The organism is Actinomadura sp. 21ATH, from assembly GCF_041951345.1.
In the GTDB taxonomy this organism is placed as follows: domain Bacteria; phylum Actinomycetota; class Actinomycetes; order Streptosporangiales; family Streptosporangiaceae; genus Spirillospora.
This window is the reverse complement of record NZ_JBGNUR010000022.1, coordinates 26,460-43,215: the sequence shown is the minus strand read 5'-3', so window position 1 is coordinate 43,215 and position 16,756 is coordinate 26,460. Positions and strand designations below refer to the sequence as shown.

The following is a 16,756-nucleotide window of genomic DNA, read 5'->3' as shown; positions in this document are numbered from 1 at the left end:
ACCACTTTGAGCACGACTACGGCCGGGTACGCCGCGATCACGGGCGAGGAGGCGGTGCTGGCGGCCGACACGTTCGACCGGATGGCGGCGGGCATCGAGTCGGCGGCCCGCTGCGCTCCCGCGACGGTGCGGCTGGTCCTCACCGCGTTCGCCACGGGCGGGCACGTGCTGCTGGAGGACCTGCCCGGCATGGGCAAGACGACGCTGGCCCGCGCGCTGGCGGCGGTGACCGGCGGCACGTCGCGGCGCGTGCAGTGCACGCCCGACCTGCTGCCGTCCGACATCACCGGGGTGACGATCTTCAACGACCGGAGCCGGGAGTTCGAGTTCCACCCCGGCCCCGTCTTCGCCAACGTCGTGATCGTGGACGAGATCAACCGGACCTCGCCCAAGACGCAGTCGGCGCTGCTGGAGGTCATGCAGGAGGAGCAGGTCACGGTCGACGGGTCGCCGCACCCGGTGCCGAGCCCGTTCCTGGTGGTGGCGACGCAGAACCCGATCGACCTGGAGGGCACGTTCCCGCTGCCCGAGGCGCAGCTCGACCGGTTCCTGATGCGGCTGTCGCTGGGCTACCCGGGCGAGGAGGCCGAGCTGGCGCTGATGCGCGGCGCGCTCCAGACCACGCCCGAGAACCTGTCCGCCGTCCTGGACGGCACGGAGATGGCGCGGCTCGCCGCGATCGCCGACCGGGTCATCTTCGCCGACCCGGTGTACGAGTACGTGCTGCGGCTGGCGCAGCGGACCCGCCGGCATCCGCGGCTGCGGGCCGGGGTGTCGATGCGCGCGTCCATCGCGCTGTGCCGGGCCGCGCGCATGTACGCGCTCGCCGACGGCCGCGTGTACGTCACCCCCGAGGACGTCAAGGCCCTGGCCGGGCCGGTCTGGGGGCACCGGCTGGTGCCGCTGTCGGGCGCCGCCACCGCGGAGGAGGCCGCCGTCCTGCTGGACGAGGTCCTCGCCGAGGTCCCGGTTCCGGGGCCGCACGAGAACCGGCGCTAGCGCGTGGCAGGTGGCACGACGCGTCCCACCCGCCGGGGCTGGGGGCTGCTCGCGGCCGGGGCCGTCCTGGCCGGCGGCGGGCTCGGCCTGGGCTACCTGGCGCCGGGCGCGCTGGGCGCGCTGGCGTTCCCCACCGTCGGGCTGGCCATGGCCCTCGCCCGGCCGCCCCGCGAGATCCGGGCGCACCGCCGCGTCACGAACGCCCGGGTGCGCGCCGGCGAGTCCGTCACCGTCATCGTCGCGGCGGGCGGGGCGGGCATGGGCCGGGTGACCGCCGCCGAGCGCGTGACCGCGGCCGCGGGCACGTTCGTGCTGCCGCTGGGCCCCGCGCGCGCCGAGATGCGGTACGAGCTGACCGCGGAGCGGCGGGGCGCGCTGGAGGTCGGCCCGCTCAGCCTGGTCCGCACCGATCCGCTGGGGCTGGCCAGGGCCGTCCGGCCCGCGCAGGACGAGACCGTGCGGCTGCTGGTGCATCCCCGCCACCACGAGCTGGCCCTGCTGCCCGCGGCCGGTGCCGGCGGCCGGGACACCTCCGCGGCGGCGACCCGGGCGACCGAGGGCGCGTTCGCGGGGCTGCGCGAGCACGCGCCCGGCGACGACGTCCGCCAGATCCACTGGCGCACCTCGGCGCGGCGCGGCCGGCTGATGGTGCGCGAGCACGCCGACTCCGCCCGGCCCGGCGTCACCGTTCTCGTGGACGACCGACTCGGCCCGGCGGAGCTCGACGACCTCGCCGAGGCGGCCGCCTCGATCGTGCTGTCCGGCCCGGACCTGCCGGTGGACCTGCGCCTGGCCGGCGGCGGGCACTCGCCCGCGGCCGCCGGGCCGACCGCGCACCTGGACCTGCTCGCCGAGGCGGTGGCCCGCCCTGACGCGGACTTCCCGGCCGCCTGCGCGCGGCTGCGCTCCGGCCCGGCCGGCCGCGCGATCGTCCTGCTGCCGGCCGCGACGGATCCGCAGGACGTCGCTCTGGCGCTGGAGGCCCTCGCCGCGCGGCGCGTCCTGTCGCTGGCCGCCCTGATCGGCACCGGCTCCGGCGCGGAGCCCCCGCCGCCGCCCCCCGGCGTGCGGCTGCTGCGCGCCGAGACACCGGAGGACTTCGCCGCCGGCTGGAACCAGAGCCGCTGGTGGACGCGGTGAGCCGGGGGCGGACGGTGCTCGCCGCCGGCACGGTGGCCATGGCCGCGGCCGCGTCGGCGCCGCTGCTGGCCGCCGGGTACGAGCGGCCGGGGCCGGTGCTGGCCGTGCTGGCCGGTACGGCGTTCGCGGCGGTGGCCGTCACCTCGGCGGCGCACCGGCTGCTGCGCGGGCTCGGGCCGCTCGCCGTACCGGCGGGGCTGCCCGTGGCCATGCTCGCGCTGGTCGTGCTCGCCGTCCGGTTCCCGGGGCCGGTCAAGGAGCCGCTGCCCGCGGCGGTGGACGCCGTGCTGCACTCCGGTGCCCGCATCCTGACCACGGCGCCGCACCCGCCGGCGACCGTGGACCTGCTGGCGTTCCCCGTACTCGCGGTCTGGCTCGCCGGGGCGATCGCGACCGTGCTGCGCCGCGACGGCCGGGTGCTGCCCGCGCTGCTGCCCGGCACGGTGCTCCTGTGCGGTGCCGCCGCGCTCAACCCGGAGGCGACCGGGCCGGGCTACTGGTCGGCGGCGCTGCTCGCCGGCGCCGGCGCGCTCGCGCTGGCGTCGGCGCCGCGCGCCGCGCCCGACACCGAGCGGGCCGGGTTCGCGCTGCGGCTGCTCGACCCGCCCCCGGCGGCGGGCTCGCGGCGGAGCTCGCTTCCCCGGGTGGTGGCCGCGGGCGCGGCGGTGGCGTGCGCGGTGACCCTCCCCGGTGTCGCGACGGCGGTCGCGGCGCCGGGCGTGCTGGAAGGGTGGCCGGTACGGGCGGACGACCCGCGCCGGCAGGCCGACGCGCCGGAGAAGCCGCGCGAGGTGCGCAACCCGCTGGCCTACCTGTCGGCGTGGGCGAGCCACCCCGAGGTGCCCCTGATGACGGTGTCGGGCGCGCGGACCGACCTCCGCTGGGTCACGCTCGCGGAGTTCACCGGGCCGGTGTGGCTGCCCGACAGCAGCTACCGTCCCGCGGGGCCGGTGCTGCCGCCCGCCGAGACCGACCCGCCGCGCGCGCAGCCGGCCACGGTACGGGTCTCGGTCGGGAACCTGCCCGGCGACTGGGTGCCGGTCCCGGGCATCGCCACCCGGGTGGACGGGATCGCGGTCGGCCACGACGCGGTCTCCGGCACGCTCCTCTCCCTGGACGGCGCGGTGACCGGACGCTCGTACACCGCGGCCGGGACCGTCCCGGACTGGAGGGGCTGGAAGGGCACGGACGTCGCGGCCGCCTCCGGCACCGGGTACGAGCGCTACCTGCGCCTGCCGCCGGGCGCCCCCGCGCGGCTCGACGACATCGCCCGCACGGCCGCCGGCGACGGCAGCGCGCACCAGCGCGCGTCCCGGATCGCCGAGTACCTGCGCGACTCCTACACGTTCCAGCCGGGCTCCAGCGGCGGGCACGGCTACGCCGAGCTCGGCAGGCTGCTGGTCGCGCCGGGCCGCAAGGGCGGCGGCGCCACGTCCGAGCAGTTCGCCAGCGCGTTCGCGGTCCTCGCCCGCGCGGCCGGGCTGCCGAGCCGGGTGGTCGTCGGGTTCGGGGCGGGCGGCGCCGGCGACCGGCGCGTGATCCGTACCGGCGACGCGGTCGCCTGGGGCGAGGTCTACTACGAGAACGTCGGCTGGGTCCCCTACGACCCCAACCCGCGGCGGCGCTCCAAGGTGCCCCCGCGGCCGCGGGAGCAGGCGGCGGGCGACGCCAAGGCCCGCGACGACCAGGCCCGCGACGCGGCGGCCGGCGGCGGCGCGGACGGCGCCGGGCCGTCGTCGGGCGGCGGCGGGTACGGCTGGCTGGCCGTTCCCCCGCTCGTCCTGCTCCTCCTCTTCCTGCTGGTGATGCCGCTGCTGCGGCTGCGCGGGATGCGCGCGTCCCGGCGGGGCACGGCACCGCGGCGGGTCCTGGCCGCCTGGACGGAGCTGCTGGCATCGATGCGGCTCGCGGGCGTCGCCGTGCCCGCCTCCGCCACGCCCGCGGACGTGGTCGGCCTGCTCGCGGCGCGCTCGCCGGACACCGATCCCGGCCCGCTGCGCCGCCTGGGCGTGCTGGTGAACGCGGCGGGCTTCGGAGGCCAGGTCACGCCGGACGACGCCGCGTTCGCGTCCGGGCAGGTCCGCTCGCTGTCCACCGGGCTGCGGAGATCGTCCCCGCTGCCGCGCCGCCTGTCCTGGTGGTGGAACCCGCGCGCGCCGTTCCGGGCGCCCCTTCCGCGAAAGTAAAGAATTCTTTATTCGCGTGGTGGCCGGAATCGGCAAGTACTGCAACGGATTCGCGCGAATTTCGTGCGGATCGCCGATTGGAGAGGACAGTCGACCGTGACATGGTAGGCGGCCTACCGAAGAGGAGACGGCGAAGGAGAGCGCGCGGCGTTGACCGATCACCCGCCGGCCGTACGCGCCGGCCCGCCGATGCCCGGAAGGGCGGCCGGACCCCGTGTCATCGCGGTGATACCGGGAATACCGGCCCTGTTCGTCAGGCCGCCGTCGTGCCGTGGTGACCTCGGATGGACGCGGATCTCCTCGGATCTCCCCGACCCCGACCGCGTGGCCGGCCCCGGCACCGCTCGGACGGAGGCTTCCTCGATGGGACCGCCGAGAGCGCCGCTGACCCCGGACGGACGCCCTGCGAGAGGGGAATGATGGCTGGAGCGCAGGATCGCGCGAAGATGGCGCTGATGACCGTGAACGGGCAGGGCTTCGCCCTCGTCCACCGCAGCGTGCTGGAGCGGGTGGCCGAGATCGCCGGCCGGCTGGGATGCGACGGCGCCGCCGCGCTCGGCCGGCTGCCCGCCTCGTTCGAGAGCGCCGGGCTCGCGCGGCTGCGGCGCGAGCTGGACCAGGTCGTCGCCTTCGCGGACGCGGCCCGCTGCACGGGCTGGGCGCTCGGCGAGGTGGCCGTCGCCCCCGGCGACCGCCCGGAACGGGTGCTGGACACCCCCGAAGGCACGCTCTGGGCGTCCTCGATCCGCGGGTACGAGGTGCGCGGGGCGGCGGGCACGCGCCGCGTCACGCGCCTGGCCGGATGGCCCGGCCAGGCGCGGCGGGTCCCGCTGACCGCCCTCGCCGAGCCGCTGCTGCAGGCGGTGGCGCGGGCGGGCGTCCTGCAGATACGCGAGCAGCCGCATCCGAGCCACGCCTCTCACCTGGCTCGCCCGAACCCCGGCCGGTCCGGCGAGGGGTGGTACGACTCCCCGCCCGCCGCGGGCCACCCGGTGAGCGACGTCCTTGGAACGTGACCGGCGGCCCGGCGGTCACGGCATCTGGCTGAGCCTGCCCGGGTGCGCGGACGGGCCGGGGACGGCGAACCGCAGCGCCCCGCGCACCTGCGTCTCGGGGTTGGCGATGAGCGCGCCGACCTGGCCCTCGGCCGCCATCTCCTCGGCCAGCGCGCCGGGACGGACGCCGATCACGTAGTCGGCCTCCATCGGGCTGGCGGCGGTGACGCAGCCCGCGGGCAGCGTCGCGTACGAGCCCAGGAAGACCCGGCTCCCCGCCGGGACGAGGGCGGCGAGCGCGCGCACCACGATCCGCGCGGCGGGGCCGACCACGCTCACCGCGCGCATGTGCTGCAGCGCCATCCTGACCTGCGAGAGCTGGTCCTCGGTCATGACGCCCTCGGTGAGGAGCCACGTCGCGTCCGGGCCCGCCGCCGGGACGCGGCTCAGGACCACGGCGTCCCCGATCCTGGTGACGGTGGCCTCCCGCTTCCCGGGCCCCGCCTCGAACGCCGCGACGGCGCGCCGGGCCGTGGCGAGATCGGGGAATCCGGCGGCCGGACGCGTGCCGGTCCGCCCGCAGACGGTCACCTCGGTGCCGCGGACGTGCACCTCCTCGACGCTCTCGTCCCGCCACAGCTCGCCGAGCAGGTGGCAGCCGCCGAGCACGTCGTACACGCGGCGCGCCATCGCCTCGTCGCCGCCGGTGAACCGGGTGAGGACTTCGGCGAGCAGCTCGGGAAGCCGCGGCGCGACCGAACGGGCGATCTCCTCCGCGGCGCGCCACACCTGGTCGGGCGAGGCGTCCTGCTGCGTGCGGGACGGCTCCGGGGAGCGTTCCGGAGTGGTGCGGGCCACGCGCGGCGAGGGCCCGTCGGGCGTCCGCCGCACGGACCGGCCGGGCGCCTCCGCCGCCGAAGCCCGTTCCGGCTCCGGCGCCGACTCTGGCTCTGGCTCGGGCGCCGTCTCCGGCTCGGCGGGCGCGGGGGCCGGCTCGCGTGCGGAAGGCGGCTCGGGAGCGGGCGGGGCGGGAGGCGCAGGGGGCGCGGGAGGCGCGGCGGACGCGGGCGGCGAGGGAGGCGGGGGCGGCGGGGTACGGCGCCCGGCGACGAGTTTGTCCTGGTCGGCGGCTTCGCCCGGCGCGTCCTCGAGGGCCGGGCCCGCGTCGAGGCTCGCCCAGAAGTCCGTCGCCTCGCCGGAGGCGTTGCCTGCTGCCATGTCGATCTTCCTCCCGTAGGATCCGCTGGATATGGGCATGGGCGGGACGATGCGCCGGGCCGGGGGCGAGCGTCAGGGGCGACGGAATACCGCGGACGGGTTCATTGTAGAGTCATAGAGGAGTTTAACCCTCGAAGCGGAAAAATTCCACGAGGTGGTAAATGTCGAGCGTCCTAGTGTACTTGCCGTCGAATAAGAGACATGACGCGGTGCGCAGGAAACTTGCCCCCGGAGAGAGTCTCAATTTCGGGCGCGGCGCCCCGGGCGTACCGGTGGACCTGCGCCTGGACAATCCCTCGGTGCCGCGCCTGGCGGGAGAGATCCTCGCGGTCGAGGACCACTGGAGGCTGAGCAATTTCAGTGACAGCATCACCGTCGTGGTGGAGAATCCCGAGGGTGGCGGAGAATACCTGCGGGTGACGCCGCGCCGCGCGTCCTGTCCCATTCCGTTTGAATTTTCAAGAGTGGTGTTCGCGGCCCAGGGAATGGACACCTCGTTCCAGGTCTACGCGCCGCAGCACCTCTATGTCGAATCGTCCGGGATGGAATTGGCCGAGCAGCTGGACGGCTCGACGACCGTCTCGGCCTTCTCGCTCGACCAGGAGGCCACCTACTTCCTCGTCCTGGTCGCCCTGTGCGAACCGCGCCTGCGCGGCGAGTCCTTCACGGCCGTCCCGCCCTCGCGCCAGGTCATGGAGCGCCTGAGCGAGCTGCCCGGCCGCAAGCTCTCGGTCCGTGCGGTCAACTTCCACATCGACTACCTCGCGGAGCAGAAGCTGCGGATCAAGCAGCCCTTCGAGGAGGAGAGGCTGGACGGCAAGCGCACGGCGGTGGTGGACACGGCCCTGCGCTTCGGGCTGGTCCGGGAGGAGCACCTCGCCCTGCTGCCCGCCCGCCGCCCGTCCCGCACCGGCGGCCCCTGACCGTCCGCCGGCCGCCCGCGGCCCCGCCGGATCGGCGGGGCCGCGGCGTCGTGTCCGAGCCGTTCGTCACCTATCATCCAAGATCATGGCGCCGTGACAGGGAGCGCAATGCAGCCACTACGCCCGGACGATCCGGTACGCGTCGCCGAGTACCGGCTGATCGGGCGGCTGGGGGCGGGCGGAACGGGCCGGGTGTTCCTGGGGCGCGGGCCGTCCGGGGACCTCGTCGCGGTGAAGGTCGTCCACGCGCGCCTGGCGCAGCGCCAGGACCACCGCGAGCGCCTCGCCCGGGAGATCGCCGCCGCCCGCGGCGTCGACCCCGCGTTCATCGCGCCGGTGGTCGACCACGACCTGGACGCGGACGAACCCTGGCTCGCCACCGTCTACCTGCCCGGCCTGAACCTGCGGCAGGCGGTGGAGACGCGCGGCCCCGCCCCGGCGACGTCGGTGCGCGCCCTGGGAAAGGCCCTGTCCCGGGTGCTGAGCGCCATCCACCGGACCGGGACGCTGCACCGGGACCTGAAGCCGTCGAACGTGATGCTCACGCCCGACGGGCCGCGGGTGGTGGACTTCGGCATCTCCCGTCCCGAAGGGGCCGCCGCCGACACCGCGTCCGGCACGCTGGTCGGCAGCCCCGGCTACCTCCCGCCCGAGCGGATCCGCGAGCGGGTCTCCGACCGCGCGGGCGACGTGTTCGCGTTCGGCGCCCTGCTCTATTACGCGGCCACGGGTGAAAGCCCTTTCGGGAGCGGTTCCACGCAGGTGCTGCTGTACCGCACGCAGTTCGAGCGGCCGCGGCTGGACGAGCTGCGCGCCGTCCTCGAAGGCGACCCCGAACTCCACGACATCATCGCGAGCTGCCTCGCGCTCGAACCCGGGCGGCGCCCCTCGGCCGAGGAACTGGTCCGGAGGTTCGGCGCGGCGCCCGTCTCCTCGCGGAAACGGCGGCTGCGCGGCGCGGCCGCCGGCGACGCCGGCAGGACGTCCCCCAGGGGATGCGGCGCGCAGATAGCGGCGTTCGGGCGGCGGAGCTTCGCCACGTTCGGCCTGTCCACGACCTTCCTCATGGTCCTCAAGTCGTCGGCGCACGGCCGGCCCCAGGAGGAGGCGGCGCGGCGGCGGCCCCGCCCGGACGGCCGGACGCCCCTGTGGACGTACCGCGGTGCCGACGAAGGCCACCGGTTCGACGGCCTGACCGTGGCGAGAGACGTCGTCTACGTCGGTTCGACCCGGGGGCTGCACGCGCTGGGCTGCGCGCGCGGCGACACGCTGTGGACGGCCGGGGGCGGCGAGCCGGTCCGCCCGGGCGCGGCGGTGACGGCGGGCACCGTCCTGTTCGGTGACGAGCGGCTGCGCGCGGTACGGGCATCCGACGGCTCGCCCGTCGCGGGGTGGCGGGAGCCCGCCGTCGGCGGCACCGGCGCCCCGGTCGTGCTGGGCGAGCAGGTCTACCTGTACGACGGCGGCGGTGACCTGGCCGCCTATGACGGCCGCACGGGCGCGCGCCGCTGGAGACTGGCGCTGCCCCGCCCCGGTGCAGCCGGCGGGCCGGCCCGCCAGGGCGGCCTCGACCCGGTCGCCGGAAACGAACTCCTGTACGTCGCCGCCGGCGGCCTGGTCGCGGTCGACCCCGCGGCCCGCGCCGTGGAATGGCGGTTCCGCGCGGCCGACACCGTTCCGGTCGTCCACGCCGGGCTCGTGTACACCGCGGGCGCGCGGCACGTCCACGCGCTGGACGCGGCCACCGGCGCGGTGCGCTGGAGCCGCGACATCGGCGGCCGCGTCACCGGCGGGGTGACGGTCGCCGACGGGCTGGTGTTCGCCGGCGACGAGTCCGGCCGCCTGCACGCCCTGGACGCCGGGACGGGACGGGTGCGCTGGCGGTTCGGCACCGGCGGGCCGCTGTCGGCCGCCGCCCCGGCGACCGCGGGCACCGTCTACGCCGCCGCGGAGCACGACCGCCTCTACGCGATCGAGACGCTGAGCGGCCGGCTGCGCTGGAGCCATCCGCTGGGACGCCAGACCGGCGCGCACGCCCAGGTGTGGCGCGACCGCATCCTCGTCTGCGTCGACCCGACGCGGCTCTGCGCCCTGCCCAGATGAGCGCGCGCCCGCGCGCCGACGACACGTTTCGCCGGTCGTTTCCGATTCGTGACGTGACTTTCCCCGCCTCTGGTTGACGATCGCCACCTCTCACGGACGGTCCAGCCCGTAGTGGCATAGCTGTACTCGGGAGGCGTCTCACCGCCGGTCGTGCCGACCGGCGGGCGGCCCGCCGGAGAGGGGGCGTAAACAATGCAAGCAGCGGACGTCACCCGCCCACAGTGGGCATCCGCTCCTGGAGCCCCGCCGGATACGCGGGTCGCGGGGCCGGCCGCTCCTGCCCAGGGGCAGGCCGGCCCCGCCCAGGGAGGGGCCGCCCCTGCCCAGGGCAACGTGCCCCCGAACTGGTTCCGTGCCCGGGCGGTCGTACCGGCGCGCCAGGCGCCGCCGCCCATCAGCCCGCTGGGGCTGGCCGGTTACAGCGGTCCAGGCCCCGCCCTCTGGTTCTCCTCGTGCCATGGAGGAGCGGGCGCTTCCACGCTGACCACGCTCATCCCCTATGGCAAGAGCGCCGGGCGGTACTGGCCGACGCCCGAACCTCCCGGGCAGGCCCGGGTGCTCCTCGTGGCGCGCAGCCACGCCGCCGGCCTCTGCGCGGCCCAGGCCGCCGCCCACCAGTGGGCCGCGGGCGGGCTCCCGAACGTACGGCTGCTGGGGCTGGTGGTGGTCGCCGACGCCCCGGGAAAGCTCCCCAAACCGCTGAGAGACCTGCTGCGCCTCATTTCCGGAGGCGTGCCCCAGACCTGGGAACTCCCGTGGGTCGAGGCCCTCCGCCTCGGTGACCCGCCGGACCAGGCCCGCCTGCCGTCCGCGTACGCGCGGCTGGCCCAAGACCTCACCCGCATCATCTCGGAGGACGCTCATGCTTGACGCGATGATCACCTGGACGACCGACCTGATCCACCACGCGATCGCTCTGGCTCCGGTAATCCCGAACCCCGGCGATGGCGAAGCGCCGCCGTTCCAGGCGCCGATCCTCAAGATGATCCGGTGGGGGATGTTCCTTACCTTCTGCGCCTGCATAATCGGCTTCCTGGGGATCTTTGCCCGCATGGGGGTCAACCACAAGAGGGGCGAGGCGAGCGGTCACGGGTCGAGCCTGTTCATCGTGGGCACCGCGACCGGCCTCACTGGAGGCGTGTACACGCTCGTCACCAACCTCGCCTCGAGCGTCGGCGGATGACGTCCGAGAAAGTGCCGGCGGCTCGCGTGCCACCCCGGCGGAACCGGGCGTTGCCGCACCGGCGCAAGGAACGTGTCCGGATGGCCGCGTTCCTTGCGCTGGGCGTGATCATGGTCGTGACCGGAGTCTCCTGGGTGCCCGCCGCGGGCGGGTTCGTCCCGGCGGACCGGGTCCAGGCGGCCGGCTGGAGTCCAGCCGTCCCGGCGCGGTCCGCGGTCGACGTCGTTCCGGCCGTTCAGGCGCCGGGGCGGGCCGCCCCGGCGGCTTTCCCGGCGGACCCCTTCCCCCCGCCTGAGTTCAAGAGCTCCCTTCCCCCTGAGTTCGAGGGCACGAGCATCATGAAGACCGTCGACGGTGATCCCGGCGGCGAATTGCGATGGAAGCCCCCTAAGGGGGCGGACAAGACAGCCAAGATCAGGGTGTACGACCTCGAAGAGGACGGCCATTACGTGACCGGCGAGGTCACCCTCGACGGGGCGCAGGTGGCCACCGTTCGAGCGGGCGGAAAAGGCGCCGACGACGTGGCTTCCATCCCTGGCTACTCCAAAGACAAGGTATACGAATTCAAAGTCTGCCTGGGCACCGAGCACGGGACGGGTTACTGCAACACGAGTACCAGTAAGAAGTGGCCCGAGGTGGACCGCAAAGAGGACCACTGCGACACCCTGGACGGCGACAAGCGAATCGACTGCATCGGAGGACCTGAGGAGGCCTGCGCCAGGATCGACGGGCCGGCCAAAGAGTACTGCCTGGAAGGAAACGGGGGCTCTGGGGAGGGCCCGGAACATAGCGGAACGGAGTCCACGAAGATCCCTAAGGCTCCCAACGCGGCGCCCCCTCCGAAAATCGGCGATCGTCCCGACCTCTCATTGCCGCGTTACCATTCGGCAGGAGCCGGCAAAGCCGCCGAACCGGTGGGCGTGATACTCAGATGGCTTGTCTGGACCGCTTTCGGTGCGTGCATCGCGGGAGTCTTCCTGGTCTGCGGCAATATGGCGCTCAGGCACAAGAGGGGTGAGGCGGGTGCGCATATCGCCGATCTGGGCTGGGTGATGGTCGCGATCGTCGTGACAGGGGGCGGAGTGGCCATGGCATTCATCGTCATGGTGGTCGATCCCCTCTGGTGATACGTGCCGCATGCCATCTCGCGCTGTTCACTTCCTTCTAGGCAGGCGCTTTCGTCATGACTGACATCTTCCTGAACGAGGCCTGGGACTGGCTGGTTGCCAAACTGGTCGCCTGGACGCTCGGTACCATCACGACGCTGATGACCTGGTGGCTGACCGACGGCTCCTACACGGTGAACCTGGACGATGGCGCCGGTGCGGGCGGTGTGCTCGCCGACCTGCGTATGAACATCAACTGGCTGACCGCCCTGATGGCGTTCGCGGGCTTCGTCCTCGCAGCCGCCCGAGTCGCCGTACAGCGCAAAGGCGAGCCTCTCAAGGCGCTGATGTCACAGTTCGTCGAACTGGCCATCATCGTTTTCACTCTGGCCACTCTGGTGAACCTGGCGAACATCGCCGGCCATGAGTACTCGAAATGGGCGATCGAGAGTGTGAAGCCGAAGGACGGTTGGTACGGTCCGTTCAATGATGGGCTTGAAATTCTCGGGGGGTCCAAGTCCGCCACGGCCTTCCTGTTCGTGGTCTTCACGGTCGGCGCGCTGATCTCATCGGCCGCGCAGTTCGTTCTGATGCTGTTCCGGAACGGTGCCCTGATCGTACTGATCGGCATCATGCCCGCGGTCGCCGCCTCAAGGTTCACCACATATGGAGAGAACGCCTACCGGGTGATGAAGGGCTGGATAATCTCCTTCATCCTCTTCGAGCCGGTCGTCGCCACGATCGACATGGCGAGCCTGGGGCTGATGCAGTCGAAGTACGAGACTGACAAGCTCTTCGGCATGGCCCTCCTCGGTGCCTCCATCTTCGCCCTGCCCGCGATCTTGCGGATCGTGCAGCCCGCGGTCGCGGCGGACAACAGCCAGTTCGGCGTGCGCCAGGTCGGCCACTTCGTCTTCGGAAGCACCGCGGTGAACTCCGGCAAGGGCATCAACGCTCTCTCGGGTGCGAAGCACGGAGCGGGCAGGGTGCTCGGCGCCCTTGGCGGCGGGTCGACGACGACCACGACCACCACGGCTCGTCCCGCGGCTATGAACGGTGCCCGATCATCTTCCGGGGGCGGCACCAGCGGAGACGGCTCCGGCAGCGGTATCTGGGGCATCTTCGGTGGTGGCGGCTCCCGTGGCGGTTCGGGAGGTGGCGGAACCCCCAGTGGGGGAGCGCCGAGCGGCGGGTCCCCGAGCGGTGGGTCCCCGAGCGGTGGGTCCCCGAGCGGAGGCGGCGGTCCCAGCGGAGGCGGCGGCACCCGGGGCGGCACCGGTGGCGTCAGCCCGGTTCCCGGCTCCGCGAGCGGTGCTTCGGGGTCCGGCGCTCCGGGCCGGCCCGCGGGCAGTGGTGTGCCGGGCAGCGGTGTCCTGGGGACTGGTGTCCCGGGGAGCGGCGTCACCCCGGGTGGTGCCTCGAGCGCGGGCGCTTCCGGCTCCAGCGCTCCGGGCCGGCCCGCGGGCGGCGGTTCCTCCGGCGGCGGTTCCTCCAGGGGGCTGAGCGGCCTGCAGCTCGGCGGTCCCTCGGGCTCGGGAACCGCCTCGGGCGGCAGTTCGGTCTCCGGCTACCAGGTTCCGGCCGCGCCGCCGATTCCCGATTACCAGGTTCCCGCCGCGCCGCCGATTCCCGACTACCAGGTTCCCGCCGCGCCGTCGATCCCCGACTACCAGGTGCCCGAAGCGCCCCATATCGCGGAATTCACCGTTCCGCCGCCGGACCTTCCCTCCGGTACGAACCCCCCGCCCAGGAACTCTGGGAACTCCCCAAACAACAGTGGCCCGAGTGGTAACCCCGGCTGAAAAGTTCAGATCTAAGGAAATGAGGTGAGCTGGAGTGGCGTCGGACTATCGCGAGCCCACGTACGGGAACTGGCGTAAACCGGTTTCTCCGGGGATCGGGCGGCTGGGATTGGCCGGCACCCTGATCCTTATGGTCGGGCTGATCGTCGTCACCATGGTCGCGATGGTGTCACCGCTGGCCAGCCTGATCACTGCCGCGGTCCTGGGGCTGGTGATGCTGCCGCTGGTCATTCAGGACCAGCACGGGCGGACCGCGCTGCAGGCGATCACGGCCCGCGTGAACTGGTGGTGGGGCCGTTCCCAGGGGTGGCATCTCTACCGTTCGGGACCGTTGAGCATCATCCCGCGCGGCAAGCACCGGCTCCCCGGGCTGCTCGCCGCGTCGCGGCTGGTCGAGGGGCGGGACTCCTACGGACGCCCGTTCGCCCTGGTCGTGATTCCGGCCACGAAGCACTACACCGTGGTCTTCGAGTGCAACGCCGACGGGGCCGCGCTGGTCGATCAGGAGCAGGTCGACACCTGGGTCGCCCACTGGGGGCATTGGCTGGCCTCGCTCGGCTTCGAACCTGGGCTGGTCGCCGCGAGCGTGACCATCGAGACGGCCCCCGATCTCGGACACCGTCTCCGGGAGGAGGTCACGGCCAACACCGACCCGAACGCTCCGGCGCTGGCTCTGGCGGCTCTGGAGGAGATCGTCTGGAACTACCCGGTGGGCAGCGCCAAGGTCTCCACCCGTATCGCGGTCACCTATGCGGCCCTGCCGCATCCCGGGGGCAAGCGCCGGGACGAGGCCGCGATGGTGCGCGAGATCGGGATGCGGATCCCCGGGCTGATCGCCGGGCTGGAGATGACCGGCGCCGGAGCCGCCCGCCCGATGACGGCCGGGCAGCTCGCCCGTGCCGTGCGCGTCGCCTACGACCCGAACTCGGAGTCCGGCATGGAGCACGCCGGCGACCAGGACCTGCTCTGGGACGATGCCGGGCCGGTCGCCACGCAGGAGGCGTGGGACCACTACGTCCACGACAGCGGCCGTTCGATCACCTGGGGCATGTCGGAGGCACCCCGCGGCGAGGTGCTGTCCAGTGTGATGAGCGGGCTGGTCGCGCCGCATCACGACATCGCCCGCAAGCGCGTCACCTTCCTCTACCGGCCGCACGACCCGGCGTCCGCCGCGAGGATCGTGGAGCGGGACCGCAAGGACACGCGTTTCCGGCTCGACGGCGGCACCGGCCGGGCCCGGAACGAGATCGACGTCATGAAGAGCGACCAGTCGGCCATCGAGGAGGCCAGAGGGGCGGGCGTGACCCGGTTCACCATCCTCGTCACCGCCACCGTCCACGAGGCCGAGCAGCTCCCGATGGCGGCGGCCGCCGTCGACACGATCTCGGCGCCCGCCCGCCTGCGGCTGCGGCGGATGTACGGGTCGCAGGCGACGGCGTTCGCGGCCGGGCTCCCCCTCGGCATCGTCCTTCCTGATCATCTGAACGTTCCTGCGCTGGTGAGGGAATCGCTGTGAGCAGTCCGCCGGAATCGATCCAGGCCCCCGGCCGCGGCGGGCCTCCCGCCGCACAGAGCGAGGTGGGCGGGAAGAAGAGCAAGAAGAAGGCCGGCCCGGTCGAACTCAAGCCCGGATTCAGGGGGTTCGCCCGCCGCGGCGGTGGCCGGGCCTCCTACGTGGAGGTGCCCGCGGAGTGGCGGGGCACCACGGTTCAGGTGTGCGGGCTGTGGCCGTTCGCGGCCGGGTCGGGTACGCCCATGGTGGGCGTGCCGCTCGGCCGGGAGCTGACCACCGGCTCGGCGCTGTGCTGCGATCCGATCTCGTGGTTCCAGCGGGCCAACCTGATCCACAACCCGTCGGCCCTGGTCCTGGGGAAGCCGGGGCTGGGGAAGTCGACCCTGATCCGCCGCATGGTGCTGGGGCTGGTCGGGCAGGGCGTGTTCCCCATGGTGCTCGGCGACCTCAAGCCCGACTACGTCGACCTGGTCCGGGCGATGGGCGGGCAGATCATCAAGCTCGGTCGGGGGCTCGGGTCGCTCAACGTGCTCGACCCCGGCGCGACGGCCGCCGCGGCGGCCAAGCTCCAGGGCGAGGCGCGGGCGAAGCTGGTGGCCGACGCGCACGGCCGCCGGCTGAACATGGTCGGCGCGCTGCTCACGGTGCTGCGCGGGGGGCCGATCGCCGACACCGAGCGCACCGTGCTGAACGCGGCGCTGCGGGTGCTGGACGAGCGGCACCCCGGTGTGCCCCTGCTGCCCGATCTCATCAGGGTGATCGACGAGGGGCCGGAGCGGCTGCGGGCGGTGACCCTGGCCCGCGGCGACGAGGCGAAGTACCGCGCGGCCGTGGACCCGCTGCACGCCTCGCTACTGGGGATCATGGACGGCCCCATGGGGGAGACGTTCGCCCGCCACACCACCACCGCGATCGATCTGGACAACCCGGGCGGGGTCTGCATCGACATCAGCGGGATCGACGACGCCGACGCCGAACTCCAGGCGGCGGTCCTGCTGGCGTGCTGGTCGGACGGGTTCGGCGCGGTGGAGGCGGCGCACGCGCTGGCCGACGAGGGACTCGCACCCCGGCGCCACTTCTTCGTCGTCCTGGACGAGCTGTGGCGGGTGCTGCGCTCGGGGCGCGGCCTGGTGGACCGGGTCGACGCCCTGACCCGGCTCAACCGGCAGCGCGGTGCGGGCCAGGTGATGATCACGCACACCATGGCCGACCTGCTGGCGCTGCAGGACGAGGCCGACCGGCTCAAGGCCAAGGGGTTCGCCGAGCGCGCGGGCATGGTCATCTGCGGCGGACTCCCGCAGGCGGAGATGGTCCTGGTGAACGAGGTCGTGCGGATGTCGGCGACCGAGCAGCGCATGATCGTCGACTGGTCGACGCCGCCGTCCTGGAACCCCGACCTCAACCGGGACAGCGAACCCCCGGGGCGCGGCAGATTCCTCGTCAAGGTGGGCGGCCGTCCCGGCATCCCGTTCCGGGTGGAGCTCACCGCCGCCGAACAGAACGTCAACGACACCAACAAGCGCTGGACCCACTCCACCACGCAACGGCCCGCCGGCGCCGTCTGACCGCGTGGCCCGCGGGCGGCGCG

General features: G+C 73.7%; 13 protein-coding genes. 12 read left to right on the top strand and 1 reads right to left on the bottom strand.

Annotated elements, in window-relative coordinates; genetic code table 11:
* Positions 1-6 precede the first annotated feature (6 nt).
* From ACA361_RS37525 to ACA361_RS37510, 4 genes are all read left to right on the top strand, one after another.
* Complete coding sequence (locus tag ACA361_RS37525; protein WP_375019879.1) at positions 7-999, top strand: AAA family ATPase; 993 nt, start codon at positions 7-9, stop codon at positions 997-999.
* Positions 1,000-1,002: 3 nt separating this feature from the next.
* The gene (locus ACA361_RS37520) at positions 1,003-2,139 is read left to right on the top strand and encodes a DUF58 domain-containing protein (RefSeq protein WP_375019878.1); all 1,137 of its coding nucleotides are present in this window, start codon (positions 1,003-1,005) and stop codon (positions 2,137-2,139) included.
* A complete protein-coding gene (locus ACA361_RS37515) occupies positions 2,136-4,325 on the top strand; it encodes a transglutaminaseTgpA domain-containing protein (protein ID WP_375019877.1) in 2,190 nt (729 codons plus the stop codon). Before ACA361_RS37520 ends, ACA361_RS37515 begins: the two co-directional genes overlap by 4 nt.
* Before the next feature lie 446 nt (positions 4,326-4,771).
* A complete protein-coding gene (locus tag ACA361_RS37510; RefSeq protein WP_375019876.1) occupies positions 4,772-5,341 on the top strand; it encodes a hypothetical protein in 570 nt (189 codons plus the stop codon).
* A 15-nt stretch (positions 5,342-5,356) separates the two neighbouring features.
* Here the strand turns inward: ACA361_RS37510 and ACA361_RS37505 are convergent, their stop codons facing one another.
* Complete coding sequence (locus ACA361_RS37505) at positions 5,357-6,538, bottom strand: hypothetical protein (RefSeq protein WP_375019875.1); 1,182 nt, start codon at positions 6,536-6,538, stop codon at positions 5,357-5,359.
* A 272-nt stretch (positions 6,539-6,810) separates the two neighbouring features.
* Here ACA361_RS37505 and ACA361_RS37500 point away from each other — a divergent pair, with 272 nt between their 5' ends.
* The 8 genes from ACA361_RS37500 to ACA361_RS37465 all read left to right on the top strand — a co-directional run bounded on the left by ACA361_RS37500 (position 6,811) and on the right by ACA361_RS37465 (position 16,733).
* Positions 6,811-7,461, top strand: a complete 651-nt coding sequence (locus tag ACA361_RS37500) for a hypothetical protein (protein WP_375019874.1) — start codon at positions 6,811-6,813, stop codon at positions 7,459-7,461.
* 108 nt (positions 7,462-7,569) lie between these two features.
* Positions 7,570-9,564 (top strand): PQQ-binding-like beta-propeller repeat protein, encoded by a 1,995-nt coding sequence (locus ACA361_RS37495; protein WP_375019873.1) that lies wholly within the window; start codon positions 7,570-7,572, stop codon positions 9,562-9,564.
* A 333-nt stretch (positions 9,565-9,897) separates the two neighbouring features.
* Positions 9,898-10,434 carry a DUF6668 family protein gene (locus tag ACA361_RS37490; RefSeq protein ID WP_375019872.1) on the top strand — a complete coding sequence of 179 codons (537 nt, stop codon included), beginning with the start codon at positions 9,898-9,900 and terminating at the stop codon, positions 10,432-10,434.
* Positions 10,427-10,747 carry a hypothetical protein gene (locus tag ACA361_RS37485; protein ID WP_375019871.1) on the top strand — a complete coding sequence of 107 codons (321 nt, stop codon included), beginning with the start codon at positions 10,427-10,429 and terminating at the stop codon, positions 10,745-10,747. The genes ACA361_RS37490 and ACA361_RS37485 overlap by 8 nt, the downstream gene beginning before the upstream one ends.
* Positions 10,748-10,827: 80 nt before the next feature.
* A complete protein-coding gene (locus ACA361_RS37480) occupies positions 10,828-11,874 on the top strand; it encodes a hypothetical protein (protein ID WP_375019870.1) in 1,047 nt (348 codons plus the stop codon).
* A gap of 56 nt (positions 11,875-11,930) precedes the next feature.
* Positions 11,931-13,655 carry a hypothetical protein gene (locus ACA361_RS37475; RefSeq protein WP_375019869.1) on the top strand — a complete coding sequence of 575 codons (1,725 nt, stop codon included), beginning with the start codon at positions 11,931-11,933 and terminating at the stop codon, positions 13,653-13,655.
* 34 nt (positions 13,656-13,689) lie between these two features.
* Complete coding sequence (locus ACA361_RS37470; protein ID WP_375019868.1) at positions 13,690-15,171, top strand: SCO6880 family protein; 1,482 nt, start codon at positions 13,690-13,692, stop codon at positions 15,169-15,171.
* A complete protein-coding gene (locus tag ACA361_RS37465; protein WP_375019867.1) occupies positions 15,168-16,733 on the top strand; it encodes an ATP/GTP-binding protein in 1,566 nt (521 codons plus the stop codon). The genes ACA361_RS37470 and ACA361_RS37465 overlap by 4 nt, the downstream gene beginning before the upstream one ends.
* Positions 16,734-16,756: the final 23 nt, after the last annotated feature.

Bases quoted from the DNA above. Each gene is read 5' to 3' on its own strand.
- ACA361_RS37485 (WP_375019871.1), top strand. From the start codon at position 10,427: ATGCTTGACGCGATGATCACCTGGACGACCGACCTGATCCACCACGCG.
- ACA361_RS37480 (WP_375019870.1), top strand. From the start codon at position 10,828: ATGGCCGCGTTCCTTGCGCTGGGCGTGATCATGGTCGTGACCGGAGTC.
- ACA361_RS37475 (WP_375019869.1), top strand. From the start codon at position 11,931: ATGACTGACATCTTCCTGAACGAGGCCTGGGACTGGCTGGTTGCCAAA.
- ACA361_RS37495 (WP_375019873.1), top strand. From the start codon at position 7,570: ATGCAGCCACTACGCCCGGACGATCCGGTACGCGTCGCCGAGTACCGG.
- ACA361_RS37510 (WP_375019876.1), top strand. From the start codon at position 4,772: ATGGCGCTGATGACCGTGAACGGGCAGGGCTTCGCCCTCGTCCACCGC.
- ACA361_RS37505 (WP_375019875.1), bottom strand. From the start codon at position 6,538: ATGGCAGCAGGCAACGCCTCCGGCGAGGCGACGGACTTCTGGGCGAGC.